This is a genomic window from Halorarius halobius (assembly GCF_024298865.1).
GTDB classification, from domain to species: domain Archaea; phylum Halobacteriota; class Halobacteria; order Halobacteriales; family Haloarculaceae; genus Halorarius; species Halorarius halobius.
Window position 1 is genome coordinate 3436866 of the sequence record NZ_CP101161.1, and the last position, 17217, is coordinate 3454082.

Annotated in this window: 12 protein-coding genes, 1 tRNA gene and 1 pseudogene; 2 read left to right on the forward strand and 12 right to left on the reverse strand. The window is 67.3% G+C overall.

From position 1 onward, the window contains the following. Positions 1 to 1173: 1173 nt before the first annotated feature. The gene (locus NL112_RS18135) at positions 1174 to 1416 is read right to left on the reverse strand and encodes a helix-turn-helix domain-containing protein (RefSeq protein ID WP_255150255.1); all 243 of its coding nucleotides are present in this window, start codon (positions 1414 to 1416) and stop codon (positions 1174 to 1176) included. Between the two features lie 169 nt (positions 1417 to 1585). Here NL112_RS18135 and NL112_RS18140 point away from each other — a divergent pair, with 169 nt between their 5' ends. Next, entirely contained in the window at positions 1586 to 2050 is a 465-nt protein-coding gene (locus NL112_RS18140) for an SWIM zinc finger family protein (protein WP_255150256.1), read from the forward strand. A gap of 139 nt (positions 2051 to 2189) precedes the next feature. Here the strand turns inward: NL112_RS18140 and NL112_RS18145 are convergent, their stop codons facing one another. The 5 genes from NL112_RS18145 to NL112_RS18165 all read right to left on the reverse strand — a co-directional run bounded on the left by NL112_RS18145 (position 2190) and on the right by NL112_RS18165 (position 8568). Continuing rightward, positions 2190 to 2375, reverse strand: coding sequence for a hypothetical protein (locus tag NL112_RS18145; RefSeq protein WP_255150257.1), 186 nt, complete (start codon positions 2373 to 2375; stop codon positions 2190 to 2192). Positions 2376 to 2660: 285 nt separating this feature from the next. After that, entirely contained in the window at positions 2661 to 2921 is a 261-nt protein-coding gene (locus NL112_RS18150; protein WP_255150258.1) for a HalOD1 output domain-containing protein, read from the reverse strand. Between the two features lie 525 nt (positions 2922 to 3446). Beyond that, positions 3447 to 3519, reverse strand: a tRNA-Thr gene (locus NL112_RS18155). 51 nt (positions 3520 to 3570) lie between these two features. Continuing rightward, complete coding sequence (locus NL112_RS18160; RefSeq protein WP_255150259.1) at positions 3571 to 7488, reverse strand: outer membrane protein assembly factor BamB family protein; 3918 nt, start codon at positions 7486 to 7488, stop codon at positions 3571 to 3573. Between the two features lie 99 nt (positions 7489 to 7587). Then, positions 7588 to 8568, reverse strand: a complete 981-nt coding sequence (locus tag NL112_RS18165) for a class I SAM-dependent methyltransferase (RefSeq protein WP_255150260.1) — start codon at positions 8566 to 8568, stop codon at positions 7588 to 7590. An 86-nt stretch (positions 8569 to 8654) separates the two neighbouring features. On the opposite strand from NL112_RS18165, the gene dph5 reads away from it, so the two are divergent. Beyond that, on the forward strand, positions 8655 to 9428 hold the full coding sequence (gene dph5 / locus NL112_RS18170; RefSeq protein ID WP_255150261.1) for a diphthine synthase: 774 nt from the start codon (positions 8655 to 8657) through the stop codon (positions 9426 to 9428). On the opposite strand, the gene artA (NL112_RS18175) is transcribed toward dph5, so the two are convergent. The 6 genes and pseudogenes from artA (NL112_RS18175) to NL112_RS22945 all read right to left on the reverse strand — a co-directional run. Further along, positions 9429 to 10466, reverse strand: coding sequence for an archaeosortase A (gene artA, locus NL112_RS18175; protein ID WP_255150262.1), 1038 nt, complete (start codon positions 10464 to 10466; stop codon positions 9429 to 9431). It lies immediately after the preceding gene. A gap of 130 nt (positions 10467 to 10596) precedes the next feature. Beyond that, the gene (artA, locus tag NL112_RS18180) at positions 10597 to 11535 is read right to left on the reverse strand and encodes an archaeosortase A (protein ID WP_255150263.1); all 939 of its coding nucleotides are present in this window, start codon (positions 11533 to 11535) and stop codon (positions 10597 to 10599) included. A 60-nt stretch (positions 11536 to 11595) separates the two neighbouring features. Then, positions 11596 to 13029, reverse strand: a complete 1434-nt coding sequence (locus NL112_RS18185; RefSeq protein WP_255150264.1) for an HTTM domain-containing protein — start codon at positions 13027 to 13029, stop codon at positions 11596 to 11598. Between the two features lie 97 nt (positions 13030 to 13126). Then, positions 13127 to 14134 carry a hypothetical protein gene (locus NL112_RS18190; protein ID WP_255150265.1) on the reverse strand — a complete coding sequence of 336 codons (1008 nt, stop codon included), beginning with the start codon at positions 14132 to 14134 and terminating at the stop codon, positions 13127 to 13129. 127 nt (positions 14135 to 14261) lie between these two features. Then, positions 14262 to 17024 carry a DUF7282 domain-containing protein gene (locus tag NL112_RS18195; RefSeq protein ID WP_255150266.1) on the reverse strand — a complete coding sequence of 921 codons (2763 nt, stop codon included), beginning with the start codon at positions 17022 to 17024 and terminating at the stop codon, positions 14262 to 14264. A gap of 96 nt (positions 17025 to 17120) precedes the next feature. After that, positions 17121 to 17213 (reverse strand): annotated as a pseudogene (locus NL112_RS22945) (surface glycoprotein); the annotation flags it as partial. Positions 17214 to 17217: the final 4 nt, after the last annotated feature.

Genomic DNA, 17217 nt, shown 5'->3' on the forward strand with positions numbered 1-17217 from the left:
CTCGAAATGGATGTTGAACCGAACCCCAGTCCGATAGGCCACTACCGGAACGGAGGGTAATCACCTCGGAGCCGGTAGGGAGCCACGCCTTCTTGCCCGACTCGATAATCCGAATGGGGCAAGAACGCCCGCCCCCGGTTAGGAACTTGTATCCGATTCGGTCCTTCACCCTTTCAGGCTCGACCCGGTCTGACTGCTTCGCGTGGGAGGCGCACCTTCTCGCCGCGTCCGGGTCTCCTTGGCTCCCCCGTCACCGGATACTCCTACTACGGCTCCGTCCCAATTGATACTGAGCGTCTCAAGGGAGACTCACTTATCCACTTCCCCTCACTAATAGTAATACAAGTCGGCTTATATAGGGGGTCTCGCAAACCGGTTCATCGACCCCCTCCTGGAACGAGACCGGCCAAGTTCATTCCTGGCCTTCGGTATCGTTCTTTGCAAGTCATTCTTACGTAGACCGAGACGTTCCATTAATCGCTGGAACTCTGGGTCGTTATTATCTGGGGACCGGGAAGGATGGAATATACGCCCGTCTTCACGACAGACGAGGGCGCAGACAGAGAAAATCATCGTCACGAGGCCCCCAATTTGGCTGTATCGGCGACCATCAAGACGAGGGACACGAGCATTGACCCGTCGATGTTGGGACCCCGTGAGGTCCAACTGACTACAAATGGCGTCCACTAAGGCCATCTTCTCGATGAATAGTTCAAACGACTCATCACGCCACTTCCCATTCCATCGACCCATATTGGCCTTGTAGAGCCGGTCGTAGTGCCTTCTGTAGGATTCTGACCCATCAAGCCGGTCTCCCTCCGGGGCGTCTTCGGCATGGAACTTGGTGGCGTTCGGTGAAATGGTCTTCGTCATTGGTGCTGGTTGAGACTCGTCGTACATGGTTGGCTCTGGAGGAAGGGGGCCATACTGGCGCGCGGTCGCTGAAAACCAACTAATCCAAGCGCCGTATAGCGAAAATCTGTCGTCAGCCTGCTTGCCGACGATTCTTCCCTCCTCACCCTGTTATTCGAATGGCAGGTAATAGCCTTATCGGTCCGCTGTCCGTCGGTTTCCGAGTACAGAAGGGGCCTTACGCGCGGGGTAGACCAGAAATTTCCACGAGTCAGGTTACGCTCTATCGAGTCGGACCCCGAGATTCATGTCAAAACCCCGTTACTCGGACGCCGGCTTCCAGAAGACAACCGCTCGGCCGCCGACTTTCTTCCGACGCAGGTCGCCACGCTCGACTAACTCGTCCAACTTGTTCAGGGCCGTCCTGCGAGCCACGTCAAGCGTCTCAGCGACTTCCGTGGTCGTCCTGGGTTCGTGGTCGGAAAACACCGCCAACACATCCTCCGGGCGGACCTGCTCGGCGTAGCGCCCTCCCTCCGTCCGCTCCCGGTCGTCTTCATCCATACGCGCCCCTTCTCGCCGCATACGAATAACCGTTGCCTTCGAAGGCACCCGATAACTATATTACCTCTGCCCTCGTAGGCAAAGGTGAGAAGTTCGGGTCCCTCGGGGCGTTCGAAAGCGTCCGGGTGCTGAGACACCCGGAGCCGGCTTCTCTGGTAGGAGTAAGCCAATGCAATCCAACACCGACGGAGACAAAAAGCGTGCTGTTGAGGAACTTGATTTCGACACCCGGACCAGCAAGCGGGTGGCCTGGGAGTCGTGGGAGTTCACCGTCATCGGCCCCCACCAGGTCGAAGTGACGAACGCGAGTTACGGCTTCCTCAAGGACGACCACACCTACACGGTCGGCGTCGAGAACCGGGACGGGCTGGCCGTTCCTGCCGAGTGCGACTGCCCCGCCGACGTTCACGGCGACCGGGACTGTAAACACAAAGTTGCCCTGGCAACGGTGGGCGGCCCGACCGTGCTGAACGCCGCTGTCGCCGTCGAGACGCCCACAGCGGAGACTTCGGAGGCACCCGACCCAGTTACAGGGGCGGACAAACTCCGGGCTGACGGCGGCTGTGAGTGCGACAGAGACGACTTCCCCTGCTTCGACTGCTTCCGGGCGGGCCGGCGGGACCTCCCGGAGTAGACCCCCGCCCCGGCGTGGGGCGTCGTCCGGCGGGAAAACGGGCGGCCACCTTCTCGCACCACAAGGCCCCCGCACACGTTCTCGGCATCGGTAACTTCCCCAAGCGTAGTGGTCGCTTCTCCGGTGACCGTTCCCCAGTCTATTCGCGTGGGAGGGCTCGGGTAATTTCGAGGTTGAAGTCGTAGGGGCCGTCTTGGTCGTGGATGACATAGCCGCCTGCGACCTCGATATCTGAAGCGCGGGCGGTCAGTACTAACTCCGTCAGGTGCTGCTCGAAGTCGGCTTCCGTCATGTGGGTATCGTCCCACGGGTTGTCGATGCTCATCGGGACTCCGTTGGGGTACTGGTCCAGTGGTGTACGAGAACCCGTCCCGACTGGAACCTCCAACGCGAGGGGTGTGCCGCATGCCCCGTGGTAGGAGTCAAAAGGGGTGAATACAGTGGTGGATGGTCTACGCCAACACAGACACGAGGAGCGCCAGCCGGGTAAGTATAGGGGTGGTCGTGACACAGGCCGTGAACCTCTCGACACCACCCTTCTCTATATTGAATCCCCGGTAGCCGAGGCTCGCAAAGAAACTGATGAGCGCCTATCAACCGGAAGACGGCACTACGGAGCGGGGTCCGCCGGCTGTGGCTGGATAACTATGTTGTTTGGCCCAGCGACGACGACGCGGTCACCTTCATACTTGAAAGAGACGGCTGGATGCGACTCGGCGGAAGCATCGAAATCAGTCCGGTACAGCGCCTCCAGCGCGTCTGGGTCGATTACCTCATACAGCGGCGTGGACAGGTCCGTCCGGTCCACCCCCCGATGAGATGCAAGCGCCTCGGTGACTGCATCTGTAATACTGTCCATCTGTTCAGTCACTACCCGCACTCTCGTCCCTTATCTGAAAAAAGTTTGGCCTGCCGGCACGCTATTCCCCGAGAGCATCAGAAAACCGTTCGTAACAAAACCGGTTGATACAGGTCCTGTATCGAACGCCGCCCGGCCGCGGTGGAAACCCTCGTCCTTACGCACAGACGAATCTGGCAGAAATTTTCGAGCCGAGTAACGTCCCACGACGGCCCGCCGGGAAATTGGTGTCAAAACCGGCCCTGACTGGAAGCCGAGAGGTGCGAGAACGTGAGCATCCCCTCCACAGTCCGACGACCTACCTGCGAACGCGACGGGCTGACTTCGGGCGCGGCCTTCTCGCCCGGTTCGAACTCCTTTTTCGAAACCGCACTACAGCACGGCCACGTATCGGCGACCGATTCAAATGTATCCGGCAAACCAGGGTGGTGAGACCGAATCAAATGTCCCTCTCGATGGGGGTGCCCGAGGGCAATATTGAAGTATTAGCCCCTCTACAGTCCGATAACGGTCATTCGGGAGGTGAAGCCGACCGAAAGCCGGTGGAGGGATTTGAACCCTCGGCCTATTCCTTACGAAGGAATCGCTCTGCCAGCTGAGCTACACCGGCGCGGCCTCCTCATCTCGTGGTCCGGCGATGAGAGAAATAAGGGTTCCGAATTTAGCTCCGCACGTCGGGGTCGTAGTCTTCCTCGTCGCCGTCCCGTCGGAGCCGAATGGCCGCGATTGCGACCACGAGCGCGAGCAGGCCCACGATGCCGAGTACCGCCACGGGACCGACACCGAACGTCGACCGGATGCTCGCATCGACCGTCGGCGTCGGTTCGTCGTCGGAGCCGTTCGCGGCCGCCGCGTCGGCGGCCGTCGGGGACGGCGTGGTCTCGGCGTCCGCGGTCACCGTCGGCGTGGGCGACGGCGTCGGCGTCGCGGTCGGCACGTCCGCTCCGGGCACGACGGCGGCGAACACCGAGAACCCGGGCGTTTCCGCCCCGAAGCTGACGTTCCCGCCCGTGCGGTCGAGCACGCGCGTGTCGAGCATCTCCCAGCCGTCGTCGTAGCGCACGAGTCGGACGTCTGCCGGGTCGACGCCGGCCTCGGCAATCACGTCGGCCCCGACGCCGAACCGAATCGTCGCGGACGTGTTCTCCGCCGTCGGTGGGACCGTGATGCGGAACACCTGCAACACCAGCCCCGGGGGTGCCACCCGCCCGGAGACCGAGTCGATGTCGGCCGCCGAGACGTTCCCGTTCACGGGGCTGTCGAACGCGATACGCTCGATGGCGGCCGACCCCGGCGCTCCGGTCGACCGGAGTCCGGTCGGCGTCTGCGTACCGGTGGCGCCACTCCCGTCGCCACCGGAAGCCGGGGCTCCACCGCCGCCAGCCGACCCACCGCCGGCCGAACCGCCGTCGGAGGAACCACCGCCCGAACCCGGGGACGTGGTACCTCCGTCGTCCGTCCCATCGCTCCCGTCTGTGCCGTCATTTCCATCGCTACCATCACTCCCGTCCGTGCCGTCGCTTCCGTCACCGGAGTCCGTCTCGTTACCGTCCGTGCCATCGTCCGTCTCGTTGCCGTCCGTGCCATCGTCCGTCTCGTTGCCGTCCGTGCCATCGTCCGTCTCGTTGCCATCGCTTCCGTCACCGGAGTCCGTCTCGTTGCCGTCCGTGCCATCGTCCGTCTCGTTGCCATCGCTTCCGTCACCGGAATCCGTCTCGTTACCGTCCGTGCCATCGTCCGTCTCGTTACCATCGCTTCCGTCGCCGGAATCCGTCTCGTTGCCATCGCTTCCGTCGCCGGAATCCGTCTCGTTGCCATCGCTCCCGTCGCCCGAGTCCGCTCCGCCACGCTCGGAGGTCGCCCAGGGCCGGTACTCGACGCCGTCGGAGACGTTGTCGCCGGTGCCGTTGGGGTTGTCCGCCGGGTCGTACGGACCGGAGGGCGCGCCCCACCAGTTGTTGGTCGCGTCCACGACGCCGGACCCGTCGTTCAGCACGCCGAACTCGGCGTTGCCGACGACGTTGGACTCCGCGATGGTGACGCCGTCACCGGAGCCAGCCGCCACCAGGAGCCCGTGTCGGTTGTCGACCACGTCGCTGTCGGTGACTTCGACGCCGGTCACACTGCCGCCGTCGCGGGCGTCGACGAGCACGCCCGCGGTCGCGTTGGCGATACTGCTTTCCGTCACCGTGACAGGGCCGATAGAGGGCCGGGTATCGGCGTCGTCGCCGGCACTGACCTCCAGTGCAAGCCCCTGCCCGTCGTCGGGCGCGATGGTGGTGTTGGCGACCGACAGCCCGGAGACCGTGGCGGCGTCGGTGCCGAACGTGGTGGTGGCCGACGCGCGGAGGGCGTGGTCGTAGGCACCGGTGATGGCGCTGTCGACGACGGAGACGTTCTCGACGGTCCCGGTGCCGGTGTCGGGCGAGACCACGAACGCGAGGCCGTCGGCGCCACGCGCCGTGGAGGCGAGCGTGACATCCCGGACGGCCACGTCCGCGATGCGGCCGTCCGAGCGGACGGCGAACATCGCCCCACTGTTCCTGGGCACGGTGACCGACTGCAGGGCGACGCCCGAGACGACGCCGCCGGACCCGGTCGACGCGCGAACGGCGTAGCCGCCTCTCGTCGACTGGACCCGGCTGTCGACGACGGACACGCCGGATAGCGACCCGCCACCCGAGGCATCGAACTCGGCCGCGGCGTCGAACGCCGACAGGTGGCTATCGGTGACCGTGACGTCGCTGGCGCTCCCGCCGGCGGGAGCGACGCTGACGCCGCGGAGGACCCACTGCGTCGAGAGATTCCGGACCGTCACGTTCTCGTGAGCGCCGACGCGGACCGCGGCGTCGGTGTACCGCTCGACCGAGAAGCCGGCGAGCGTCACGTTGTCCGCGGCGACCGTGACAGCCGTCGCGCGGTCGGACTCGCCATCGAGGACGGCATCCTCGCCCCGTAGCGTCAGCGGCTTGTCGAGCGTGACGTGGACGTCGTACGTGCCCGAGCCGACGACGACCGTGCCGCCGGCGGCGACGACCTCCACGGCGCTCGCGACGCTCGAACAGTCCTCGGGGACGCGGACCGTGCTGGCGCCGACTGCCGACCGGTCACACCGCTCGCTCACCGCGAGCACGCCGTCGTCGGTCCCCAGGAAGCCGAGTCCCGCAGACGGCGTCAGCGACCCGCTGGTCGCGGCCGGCGCCTCGATGGCGTCGACAGAGGCGAGCGAGGGGGTCAGCGTCTCGACACCGGCGTCCGTCGGCGCGTACAGCGTGCCGTCCGTCATCGTCAGCGACGCGGTGACGTTGTCGGGAATCGTCGTCTCGTCGACCGTGGCGAGCGATTCGTTCAGTCTGGCGACGGTACCTGCGTCGGTGCCGGCGTACACGCCGTCCGCCGAGACGACAGGCGAGCCGACGAACGCGCCGTCCGGCGACTGGAACGACGCCTGCGTCGCGAGCGAATCCGCGGCCAGCGCGTGGACGGCGTCGTCCGTGGCCACGTACACCCGGTCGCCGGCGACGGTCGGCGGGGCGGTCACGGCGCCGCCGACGCCCATCTCGAAGATGATGCCGCCCGACTCGCGGTCCAGTTTGTACACGGTGCCCGCGGTGGTGGCGGCGTACACGAACGCACCGTCGACGGCCGGGGCGGCGGCGACTTCCCCGTCGAGATTCGCGTTCGTCCACTTCACGGTCCCGTTGGGGTAGACGGCCGTGAGGGGACCCGTCTCGCCCGTCAGGGCGGTGCCCGACTGCGCGCTCCCGACGTAGACGATGCCGTCCGAGACGACCGGCGAGGCGGCCGTGCTCGAACCGATGGCGGTGCTGAACTGCTGGCTCCCGTTCGTCCGGTCGAGCCCGTACAGATAGGCGCCGTCGCGTGCGGTGCCGGTGACGAACACGCGCTCGTCGCCCACTGCGGGAGAGGCCCCGACGGTCGGCGCCCCCGACAGCGTGTCCCCCGAGAGATTCGTCGTCCAGCGCCGCGAGCCGTTCCGAGTCACGGCGGCGACGGTACCGCCGCCGGTAGTCGCGAAGATCGTGTCGTTGGCGACGACCGGCACGCCCGAGACGTTGGTGGGGCCGGCGACCCACACCCGCCCCAGCGCGACCCGCGGACCGGTGGTAGCCGGGTTCGCACCCGTGTGGGTCGACGTGTGGCCGACCGTCCGCCAGGCGTCGGGTCCGGCCGTCGAGTCCCTATCGGGGCTAGCGATGATGCCCTGGCTCCCGTTCGTCTCGTTGTCGGTCGTCCCGTCGTCGGTCGTGGTAGTCGAGTCGCCCGTGTCTAGGCCGGCGTCGGACTCCTGTGTCGTGTCCTGCGAGAGCGTGTCTCCGGCCTCGTCGACCGTCGACTCCGCGCCGTCCTCGACGGTGTCGGCCGTCTCCTCGGCCGCATCTGTCGTCTCGTCGATGGCGTCCCCACCGTCGTCGGTGATGCCGGACGCGCCGTCGTCGACCGTCTCCCCGGCGCCGGCGAGACCGCCGTCGCCGCCCGCCAGCGCGGGCGTGGCGACCGCGGACACCACCAGCAGGACGGCGACGACGACCGTCGGAACGCGGTGTGTTGCCGTCATCGTTGGCTACCTGCAACACACCATGCCCCTCTTAAACGGTTTGTGACAAATTCGTAAAAACGTCCGGGCTCGTCCGGGCTGAACGGCCCGTAGCGCCGCTCAGCGGCTCAACCGCGCGTCGAGACAGACGTTGCGCTCGTGGGGGGCGTACGACCGGACGTCGCGGCGGACCAGCACCTCCACGTCGTACGCCTCGCCCGCGGCGGCCCGGACGGCCCGCTCGCTCGGCCCGAACGGGTCGTCCTCGTGGGCGATGTCGTAGAGGTGGACGACACAGTCGTCACTCGCCAACTCAACTGCGGTGTCGAGGAACTCGTCAGCCGAGTGCGGGAGGTTCATCACCAGTCGGTCCGCCCAGTCGGCGTACGCGTCGGTCGTCTCGCGGACGTCGCCCTCGATGGCCGTCACGCGGTCGGCGACGCCGTTGCGGGCGGCGTTCTCGCGCAGGTACGCCACCGCGGCGGGGTTGAGGTCACAGCCGACGCAGTCGGCGCCGCGTTTCGCCGCCGGCACAACGAACGGTCCCACGCCCGCGAACATGTCGAAGACCCGCTCGTCGGCGGCGGCCTGCTCGACGACGCGGTGGCGCTCGGTCGCGAGCCGCGGCGAGAAGTACACCTCGCGGACGTCGAGCAGGAACTCGACCCCGTACTCGCGGTGGACCGTCTCCGTGCCGTCGCCCGCGAGCACGTCCCACTCCCGGATTCGGTACTCGCCTTTCACCTTCGACGCACGGTTGACCACCGTCTCGACGGGCAGGTCACACGCCATCAGCGCGTCGGCTATCTCCCCGGCCCGCTCGGAGTCGTCCTCGTCGAGGATGTAGACGCCGCCGAGTCGCTCGTAGGAGGGCTCGAACCCCAGCAGGTCGGCAGGCATCGTCTGGTCCTCGCGGACGGGCGCGTCGAACGCGACCACCTCGTACTCGTCGGGAACCGCGTCGGGGTCCGAGACGGGGACGTACAGCCAGCCGTCCGCGACGGTGATGTCGTGCCCCGCATCGAGGAGGTCCGCCTCGGCGAGCGCCTGCCGGGTCGCCTCACCCTCCTCCGGCGGCACGCGGACGCACGGGACGCTCATGGCTCTCCGTCGGCCACCACACGCGGTAAGGCTGACGCTTCGGACCGGGTCGGGGCGCTTATTCGCCCCCGGGCCGAGACGACGGTATGCTCACCTTCGTCGGCCTCGGCCTCTGGGACGAACGCTCCATCACCGTCGAGGGCCAGGCGGCGCTCCGGGACGCGGACGACGTTTTCGCGGAGTTCTACACCTCGCGGCTGATGGGAACGACAGTCGAGTCGCTCGAAGCCCACCACGGCGTCGACATCGAGGTCCGCGACCGGGCGGGCGTCGAGCAGGAGCCGGACCCGATTCTCGACGCCGCCGAGGCGGGCGAGGTGGCCTTCCTCACGGCCGGCGACACGATGATTTCGACCACGCACGTCGACCTGCGACTGCGCGCCCACGACCGCGGCATCGAGACGCGGGTGATCCACGGGACGACCGCCGAGGCCGCGGCCGCGTCGCTGACGGGCCTTCAGAACTACCGGTTCGGGAAGGCGACTACCCTCCCGTTCCCGTACGCCCACGGCGCCGACACCGTTCCAGGGAGCGTCTGTGACACCCTCGACGACAACCGCGAGCGCGGACTCCACACGCTCGTCTACCTCGACATCAAGCGCGAGCGCGACGAGTTCATGACCGCCGACACCGCCGCGGAACTGCTCGCGGACGGCTACGAGGACTGTCTCGCGGTGGCGGTCTGTCGGGCCGGCAGTCCCGACCCGGTGGTTGCGGCCGACCGACTCTCGGCGCTGTCCGACCGGGCGTTCGGCGACCCGCTCCACCTGCTGGTCGTGCCGGGGGACCTCCACCACGTCGAGGCCGACGCGCTCCGCGAACTGGCGGGCGCGCCCGCCGAACTGGCGGAGCCGGTCTGACTACTCCTCGCCCGCACCGCCGTCTGCACGGACCGGCTCGGACCCCGGGTCCGGCAGGTCCACGTCGAGCGCCGCACGCAGGTCGTACTCGTTGCCGGTCGCCACGTACAGCAGGTCCTCGACGACGACCATCACCTCCGGAAGTTCCCGGACGACGAGGTAGGTGATGCCCACGAGCACCAGCACGGACAGCGACTGCGCGACGATGCGGTCCGCGACGTAGTACGACACCATCCGGGGGTCGCTCGTCCCGAACAGCGTCATCACGGCGTCGGGGAACACCTGGGCGCGCTGGCGGCCGAACGAGACGGCGATGAACACGTTGCGCACGATGTTGAGCGCGTAGATGACCGGGAGCGAGACCGCAAGCGCCCGGAGTTTGCGCCGGAGCGGGGCCCGGACCGCCGCGACCAGCCCCGCGAAAATTGCCATCGAGCCGATGCCCGTACACGCCACCAGGATGGTGTAGGTGATGGGGTGGCCCTCGTGGACGAAGTAGAACGTGTTGCGGTAGGCGGCGTGTTTGTCGGCGTAGTCGGCCGCCCACGCCTCGGACTTGCCGAGCGCCTCGGCGGTCCGCTGTGCGGCCTCGGGCCACGGTATCAGCGTCGGGTCGACGCCGACCAGCGCGATGCCGGCGGCGGTCTGGCGGGCGACCGTCTCCACGAGCCACGCCTGGAGCGCGGGCACCGCCTGGAACGGGATAAAGACGAGTCCCATCGCGGCGACGGCCCGCGACAACACGAACAGCGAGTCCCGCCCGGCCCACAGCAGGTAGCCGACGTACAGCGACGCCGGAACGGCGACGACGCTCCCGATACCCTCGATGATGGACCGCTGAGTGAACGCGAAGTGAGGCGCCTGTATCGCCCAGAACACGGCGAACAGCGCCCACGACCCCACGAGCAGGGGGCGTGCGTACTCGCGGGCGCGGAGTTCCAGCGCCGACCCGGCGGCGAACGCCAGGATGACCGCCCACGCCAGCGGCACCGCGACGGCGTCGTGGACGGCCGCGAGCGTGCTCACGGGGTCGGTCATGTGTCGTTTCGGTGTTGCGTGCTCCGACTATAAGTGCTCCCCGGCCGCCCGCCTGCCGCGGGAACCCGGCTCCTGCCGGTGGTACAAGCAAACCGGAGAGCTGTCGTCCGACGACCGGACCGGGGTATCGTTACTCCCGGCGGTCGCCGTCGGCCGGCGGCTCGCCGCCGTCGGCCCGGACGCCGCCGCGGGGCGGGCGCTTCCCGCCGAGGTCGTGGTCCTCGCCCGTCACGAGATACAGCACGTCCTCGACGACGACCTTCAGTTCGGGGAGTTCCCGCACCACCAGCGCGAGGATGATGACGAGCGCAACCACCGACAGCGACTGGGCGATGATGCGGTCCGCGACGAGGAAGGAGACGAGTTCCGGCTGGCTCTCGCCGAACAGCGTCATCACGGCGTCGGGGAACACCTGGAACCACTGGTGGCCGTACGCGAGCGTGATGAACACGTTCCGCACGATGTTCAGCACCCAGATGACGGGAAGCGAGACCGCGAGCGCACGCATCTTCCGGTCGAGCGGGGCACGCACGGCGGCGATGAGGCCGACGAAGATGGCCATCGACCCCAGCCCGGTGCAGGCCAGCAGTATCTCGGAAGAGCGAACCGGAACGCCCGCCTCGTTGTGATAGAGGAACACGTTTCGGACCCCATCACGGGTGACGACCTCGGGGCTGTAGCCCAGCATCCCCACCGTCCACTCGATCTGGCGGGTCACCGTCTCGATGAGCGGTTCGCTGATCCACGAGATGGTCGTCGCCGGCAGATACACGAGCCCCATGACCGCGACGCCCCGGGAGAGTATCATCAGCGTGTCGCGACCGCGGTAGAGGAGGTAGCCGACGTACGCCGAGGCGGGCACCGCGGCCGCCGATAGCACGCCCTCGATGATGGACTGCTGTTCGAACGCGAAGTGAGGTATCAGGACCGCCCAGAACACGGCGAACAGCCCCCACGCGCCCGCGGTCAGCGTCCGGCCGAGCCGCTCGTCGTACCGCTCGACGAGCACGCCGGCGACGAACGCGGCCACGGTCAGCCACGCGAGCAGTGTGGTCGGTCCCTGCGGCATCTGTCCGTAGTTGTGCGGTTCGACCTATCAAGTTGTTGGCTCCGTGCGCGACACGCGGGACTACCCGGGACAGGGTCGGTCCGCGAGCGTCTCCCGCCGGGTCGGCCCGGCGCCGTCGAGGCGCACCTGCTGGGTCACGAGCGTCACCTCGACGCGTACGAGCCGCGAGTCGTGGCGTCGGTCCCACCGCTCACAGAGGTACGCCCCGAACCGGTCGCGCAACGCCTCTGTTCCCGGTCCCCGGAGATGCTGCTGGTACAGATACCAGCGGTGGCCCGGATACGTCGCGTCCACGTCGGACGGCGAGGCGGTCGCCGCACCGGCAAACAGGTCCACGCGCTTCCCGGCCGCCGTCTCGCCGACGGTGACGTAGTAGGCGTCCGTCTGGACCGGCACGGGCGCGAACATGTCCCACCGGCGCTGTTCGGGGTCGACCGTGTCGGCACCCGTACCCGGAAGGACGACGAGTCCCAGCGAGGCGGCGTTCCACGCGAGTACGAACGCGAGAAGCACCGCAGCGACGGCCTGCGTCGACGGCGGTTCCAGCCGGGCGACCGTGGCCGGAACGACTGTGGCGGCATCGCCCCGTCGGTCGCCCACCCTGTCGAGGAGACGCTCCCGGAGCGGCCGCGCGTGGCGCTCGATGCGGTCCCAGACCGACGCCGGCAGGAACGGGAGAAGCGAGACGACGGAGACCAGCGGGAACACGCCGAGACGGAGCGTCGCCAGCATGAACAGATGACCGCCCACGAGGGCACCCACAAGCAATGTCCGAGCGCGCCCGGCAGTCACCAGCAACAGCGGCGACGCGACCAGCAGTGCGAGCCACGCGTACGCGCCGACGGTGAGTAGCGTCGCCTGACCCGCGAGGAGGTCGCCCAGCCCCACCGTCAGCGCGTCGACGCCGAACACGTATCTGACCGCGGTGCCGGCGTGCCACGCGTCGCCGCGGAGCTTCAGGACCGCGTTCACGACGTACACCGCGAGCACCTGCAGGTACAGCCCCACCGTCGCCACGGACAGCACCCGCTCGTCGGTGCCGGCGGCGTCGTAGCCCCACCGTGCGCCGAGCGGCACCAGCGACCCCCACAGAAGCAGGCGACGCAACAGCGAGTCGCCCGCGTTGAGTAGGGGCGGGTTCCGCAGGTGAAGCGAGACGACGAGCACGAACGCCACGACGGCGGCGGCCCGGCTGTGGACGCCGGCGACGAGCGCGACGGCGACCAGCGCCGTCAGCGCGAACAACAGCGCCTGCCACCACAGCGCCCCGAACAGCGCGTGAAGCGACAGCTCACCGAGCGTCGGATACGTCGCCCGGAGCAACGACCGCGGGAGCACACCCCGGTCGGTGTAGAAAGCCGTCAGCGACCCCGCCCGCAACGCCAAATCGAGCAACAACACGACGCCGAGCCCGATGCGGAACGCCGCGAGAGCCCGCGGGTCGACGCCCAGCCGGTCGGCCAGAAGTCCGCGGATGCGCCGTGTGTCGGTCATAAGACGGAGGACAGTACCGAGCACCGCCAACGCGAGTAAAGCTCTTGTGACCGGGCGGCGACGGCGAGCCTCCGCTGGTGGGCCGGGGGCGCCCCGCTCACGAGAAGCTGATACCCGTCGCCATATGCCGCCGGTTGTACGCCTCCAGCCCCTCGCCGAGCAGTCCCGTCAGCCCGAGGTCGTCGTACAGCGTCGCGTGGGTGTAGTCGACGAACGTCATCGGGACGACGTAGCCGTCGTCTTCGCGGAGGACGCTCCCGATGGCCGTGTAAACGTGTTTGTGCCGCCTGTCGTGGACGGTCCCGCCGAACACCGGGGCGGTCTGTTCCCGAGCCGGGACCGCATGGAGCGCCTCCACCGACCGGTTGGCGAACTCGTTGCAGAACAGCCCGGTTCCCTCGCTCGCCGCCACGGACTCGAACGCCACGTCCCCCCGGAACGACGGCCGAAGGGCGGCCGCACCGAAGATGACGTTGTCCTGGACCGACCCCGCCGCGTACCGGTCGAGGTCGTAGTGGGTGTGCTCGCGGAACCCGTCGACGAGCCCCTCGACGACCGCCTCCGGGTCGGCGGGGTCCGCGCCGGCGAACCCCTCGACGGTGTCGGGCGACACGGCCACGCCCGAGCGCAGGAGTTCGACCGCCTCCGAAACCGGGTCGCCGGCCCGGACGCGGTCGAAGAACGACCCGTAGTTCGAAAACTCGAAGCGAACGTCCCCGTACAGCGACGCGAGCACGGGGACGCCGCTCTCGACGTAGCCATCGAGCCCGTACTCGGCGTCGATACCGGTCGCGGCGGCGGCCGACACCTCGGGAAGGTCGCGGCTCGCCAACACCTGCTGGCCCCGCTGGATACGGACCGTCTCGTCCCACAGCAGGACGCGGTTGTCGCGCACGTCCGTCCGGCGCACGCCACGGAAAAACGCGGGCTCGACCAGCGCCGTCAGATCCTGTTTCTTCAGGTTCGTCCCCAGCAGTTCGTAGCCGAGCAGGACGTTGTCGACCGCCACTCCCGCCGCGGTCGCGGTGAGTCCGCCCCCCAACAGCTTCAGCGTCCGACGCCTGTCGAGGTCCACATCGGCGTCGTCGGCCCGCTCGTTGCTCACGTACGGACGTCACCGGCCGACGGTACGTATCTCCTTCGCCCGCGGGGTGCCGCGGCTATCGGACGTGGCACGCGAAAGAATGGAGTCCCGAATCGGATGACCGGGGTGGGTCCCGGTTATTCAGTCGTTAGTTCCGGCGCAGCGCCAGGAGCGCGGCACCGGCGAGTGCGATGACAGCGACGGCGAAGCCGAAGCCGGGCTGACCGGTCGGCGTCGGCGACGGCGTCGGCGTGCCATCGTCCGGCGTCGGCGACGCGGTCGGCGTCGGCGACGGCGACGGCGAGGCCGTCGGCGTCGGCGAGGCCGTCGGCGTCTCCTCCTCGACCGTCAGGGTCGCGGAGGCGACAACGGCCGAGCCGTTGGACGTGTACGGACTGTCCTCGGCGCCCTCGGACGTGACGAAGTCGTACTCCTCGTTGCCGTTCGTGTCGAGGTGCGGCATGGCGATGACCGTGCCGGTCTCGTCGTACGGCTGGTCGAGGGTGACCTCGATGTCCGAGTGCTCACCGGCTTCGAGGTACGCGGACGTACCCCGGACGGAGGCGAACACGTCGCCCTCCAGGAGGCTCGCGTCGTGGATGGTGACGAAGCCACCGTCGGACAGCGTCGCCGAGTCGACCGTCACGGTCGACCCGTCGGACGTCTGGTTACCGATGGAGACAGTCGCAGTCGGGGCGGGCGCGACGACACCGGTCGTCTGCGCGTTGTCCTCGAAGCCCTGGTTCGGGATGGTGACGGTGAACGTCGTGTTCTGCGAGACGTTCGAGAAGTCGAACGTCGCCGCGAACGAACCGTCAGCCTGCACCGTTGCCGGGCTGGACTTGAGGAACGCACCAGTGCCTTCCGAGCGCGCGCGGACGGACAGCTCGCTACCGGGCGCGAGGTTCGTCGTCCCAGTGATGTTCTGGCTGGGCCGCGGCTCGACGACGATCTCGTCGTCGGAGTTCGTGTCCAGCGTGACCTCGGGGTCCTGAACCGTGAACTGAGCGGTCACGGATTCAGTCTCGCCCTCGGGCACGTACTCGCTGTGGTCACCGTCGATGGTGAACGTCACGTTGTACGTCTCGCCATCCTGGAGCCGCAGGTCGGACGTGTCGCCCTGCGTCGCGCGGGCGGCCTGCGTGTCGATGGTGACGTAGAACTGGTTGGCGCTCTCGTCGAAGTTGAACTGGACGGTGTCGGAGCCGCCCGCAGCGACGGTGTTCTCGTCGCTCGTGTACTCGATCTGCTTCGGCAGCGCGTTCGTGCTCGCCGAAGCCTCGACGATGGACACGGAGACGCCGTTGTTGGTGCCGTTGGCGAGGTCCGTCTCGCTGGCGGCGTACGCGTAGATGCCGGAGACGTCGAACTCGGTGACAGCGAAGTCACCGATCGCGACGGCGTCGGCTCGCGTACTGGACTCACGCGTGAGCGTGGAGTTGCTCAGGTCGGAGTTGTCAGGTGCGACGTACTGGGTCGCGTTGTCGGTACTCCGGTCAGTGACCGAGATGACCGCAAGGTCCTGGGTCTCGAGGTCGCCACCGTCGTCAGTGAAGACCTCGAGGTCGTAGTTGTCCGACGCGAGTCGAGCGTCGTCCGGCAGCTCGTCGGTCTCAAGCTTGACCGACGAGAGCGAGTCAGTGCCGTCGTCGTTGTCGTCGGCGTCCAGGACGCGGAAGACGCGGTCTTCGTTACCCTTGGACTTGCCGGCGAGGTACGTGTTCCACTCGATGGTCGCGACGCCGTCACCGTCGTCGTCGGAGACCATCATCGTGGCGTTGTAGTTCACATCGTCGCCACCGACCCAGAGGGTCACCGTTCCACCCTGCTGCATCTCGATGGTGAAGGTGGCGTTGTCACCGCGCTCCTGCACGTAGGAGGACTGACCGAACGTCGCCTGCTTGACGCCGGCCTTGTTGATCTCCAGGAAGTCGGAGCCCGATGCGGTCGTGTCCTCAACCTCGAAGTTGAAGGTGTAGTTGCCCGTCGGAGCGTCCGTGGTGCTCTCGTACTCGTAGGTGCCGTCGCCGTTGATCTGGAGCGTGGTGCTCCCGAAGACCTCAGAGACAGCCGAGTCGCTGAGGTCCGGCGAGGACACGGTGAGGTTGTACGAGCCACGGTTGCTCACGGTGCTGACCGAGACGTTGTCGCCCTGGACGACGGTATCCTCGTCGATAGTGACGTCCAGGTCCTGCTCGTTGATCAGAACGCTCTCGTCATCTTCGATAACCGAGTCAGTGGTCGTGCCGGTCTGGATACCACTGCTGTTAGTGATGACGCGGTCACCGTTGTTGTCAACGATGACGTACTCGCCCTCGAGACCGGCCGTGTTGATCAGGACCGTCCCCTCCTCGTTCAGGACGATCTCCTTCGGGTTGTTGCCACGGACCTGGTCGCCGTTGACCGTGTTGGTCGAGTAGAGCTTGAACGTGTCGCTCGCGTTGCCCGGCGACTGGAAGAACAGCATCTGGCCGGACCAGCGGAGCGAACCGGTGTCGAACGTGGCGTCACCGTCGTTCGTCTCGTACGGCGGGTCCTGGTCACCGCCACCGCCACCGCCGCCAGCGGTCGCGATGATCTCGTAGGAGTCAGCGCGGTCGGAGAAGCTCGACCCCGCGACGTTCCGGAGCTCCGAGTAGAACACGTAGGAGCCGTTGTCGCCGTTGACGACGTCACGGATAGCGATAGTGACGTTCTCACCGGCGGCGACGCTCCGCGTGTTCTGGAGCTTGAAGCGCAGGACACCGTCGCTGGACTTCTCCTGGACGGAGAAGGAGTCCTGGTATTCGGACCCGTTGATGTACAGCGAGATGTCGGACGACGTGACACCGCTCAGGTCGGGGGACGTCGCGTTCCCGTTGTCGGTGAAGTCGACGTACACCGTCTGAAGGGTGCCAGCGTTGTCTGCCATCTGTTCTTGGTTATACGTTACACCGTCCTGCCCCTCAGCATCCGCATCCCCGGTGGATGTGGTGAGGTCCAGGTTACCGGAACCGGCCGCAGCAGCCGAGCCTGCGAGTGCGATGGAGCCCGCAAAGACGGACGTGACCATCAGCACCGTCAGGACGATGCTGCGAACTTTGTCGTGTGTTCCTGTCATAGTT

Coding starts and splice junctions, on each gene's coding strand:
- NL112_RS18145 (WP_255150257.1), bottom strand. CDS start 2,375: ATGAGCATCGACAACCCGTGGGACGATACCCACATGACGGAAGCCGAC.
- artA (WP_255150262.1), bottom strand. CDS start 10,466: ATGACCGACCCCGTGAGCACGCTCGCGGCCGTCCACGACGCCGTCGCG.
- NL112_RS18135 (WP_255150255.1), bottom strand. CDS start 1,416: ATGGATGAAGACGACCGGGAGCGGACGGAGGGAGGGCGCTACGCCGAG.
- NL112_RS18160 (WP_255150259.1), bottom strand. CDS start 7,488: ATGACGGCAACACACCGCGTTCCGACGGTCGTCGTCGCCGTCCTGCTG.
- NL112_RS18165 (WP_255150260.1), bottom strand. CDS start 8,568: ATGAGCGTCCCGTGCGTCCGCGTGCCGCCGGAGGAGGGTGAGGCGACC.
- NL112_RS18195 (WP_255150266.1), bottom strand. CDS start 17,024: ATGGCAGACAACGCTGGCACCCTTCAGACGGTGTACGTCGACTTCACC.
- artA (WP_255150263.1), bottom strand. CDS start 11,535: ATGCCGCAGGGACCGACCACACTGCTCGCGTGGCTGACCGTGGCCGCG.
- NL112_RS18140 (WP_255150256.1), top strand. CDS start 1,586: ATGCAATCCAACACCGACGGAGACAAAAAGCGTGCTGTTGAGGAACTT.
- NL112_RS18185 (WP_255150264.1), bottom strand. CDS start 13,029: ATGACCGACACACGGCGCATCCGCGGACTTCTGGCCGACCGGCTGGGC.
- dph5 (WP_255150261.1), top strand. CDS start 8,655: ATGCTCACCTTCGTCGGCCTCGGCCTCTGGGACGAACGCTCCATCACC.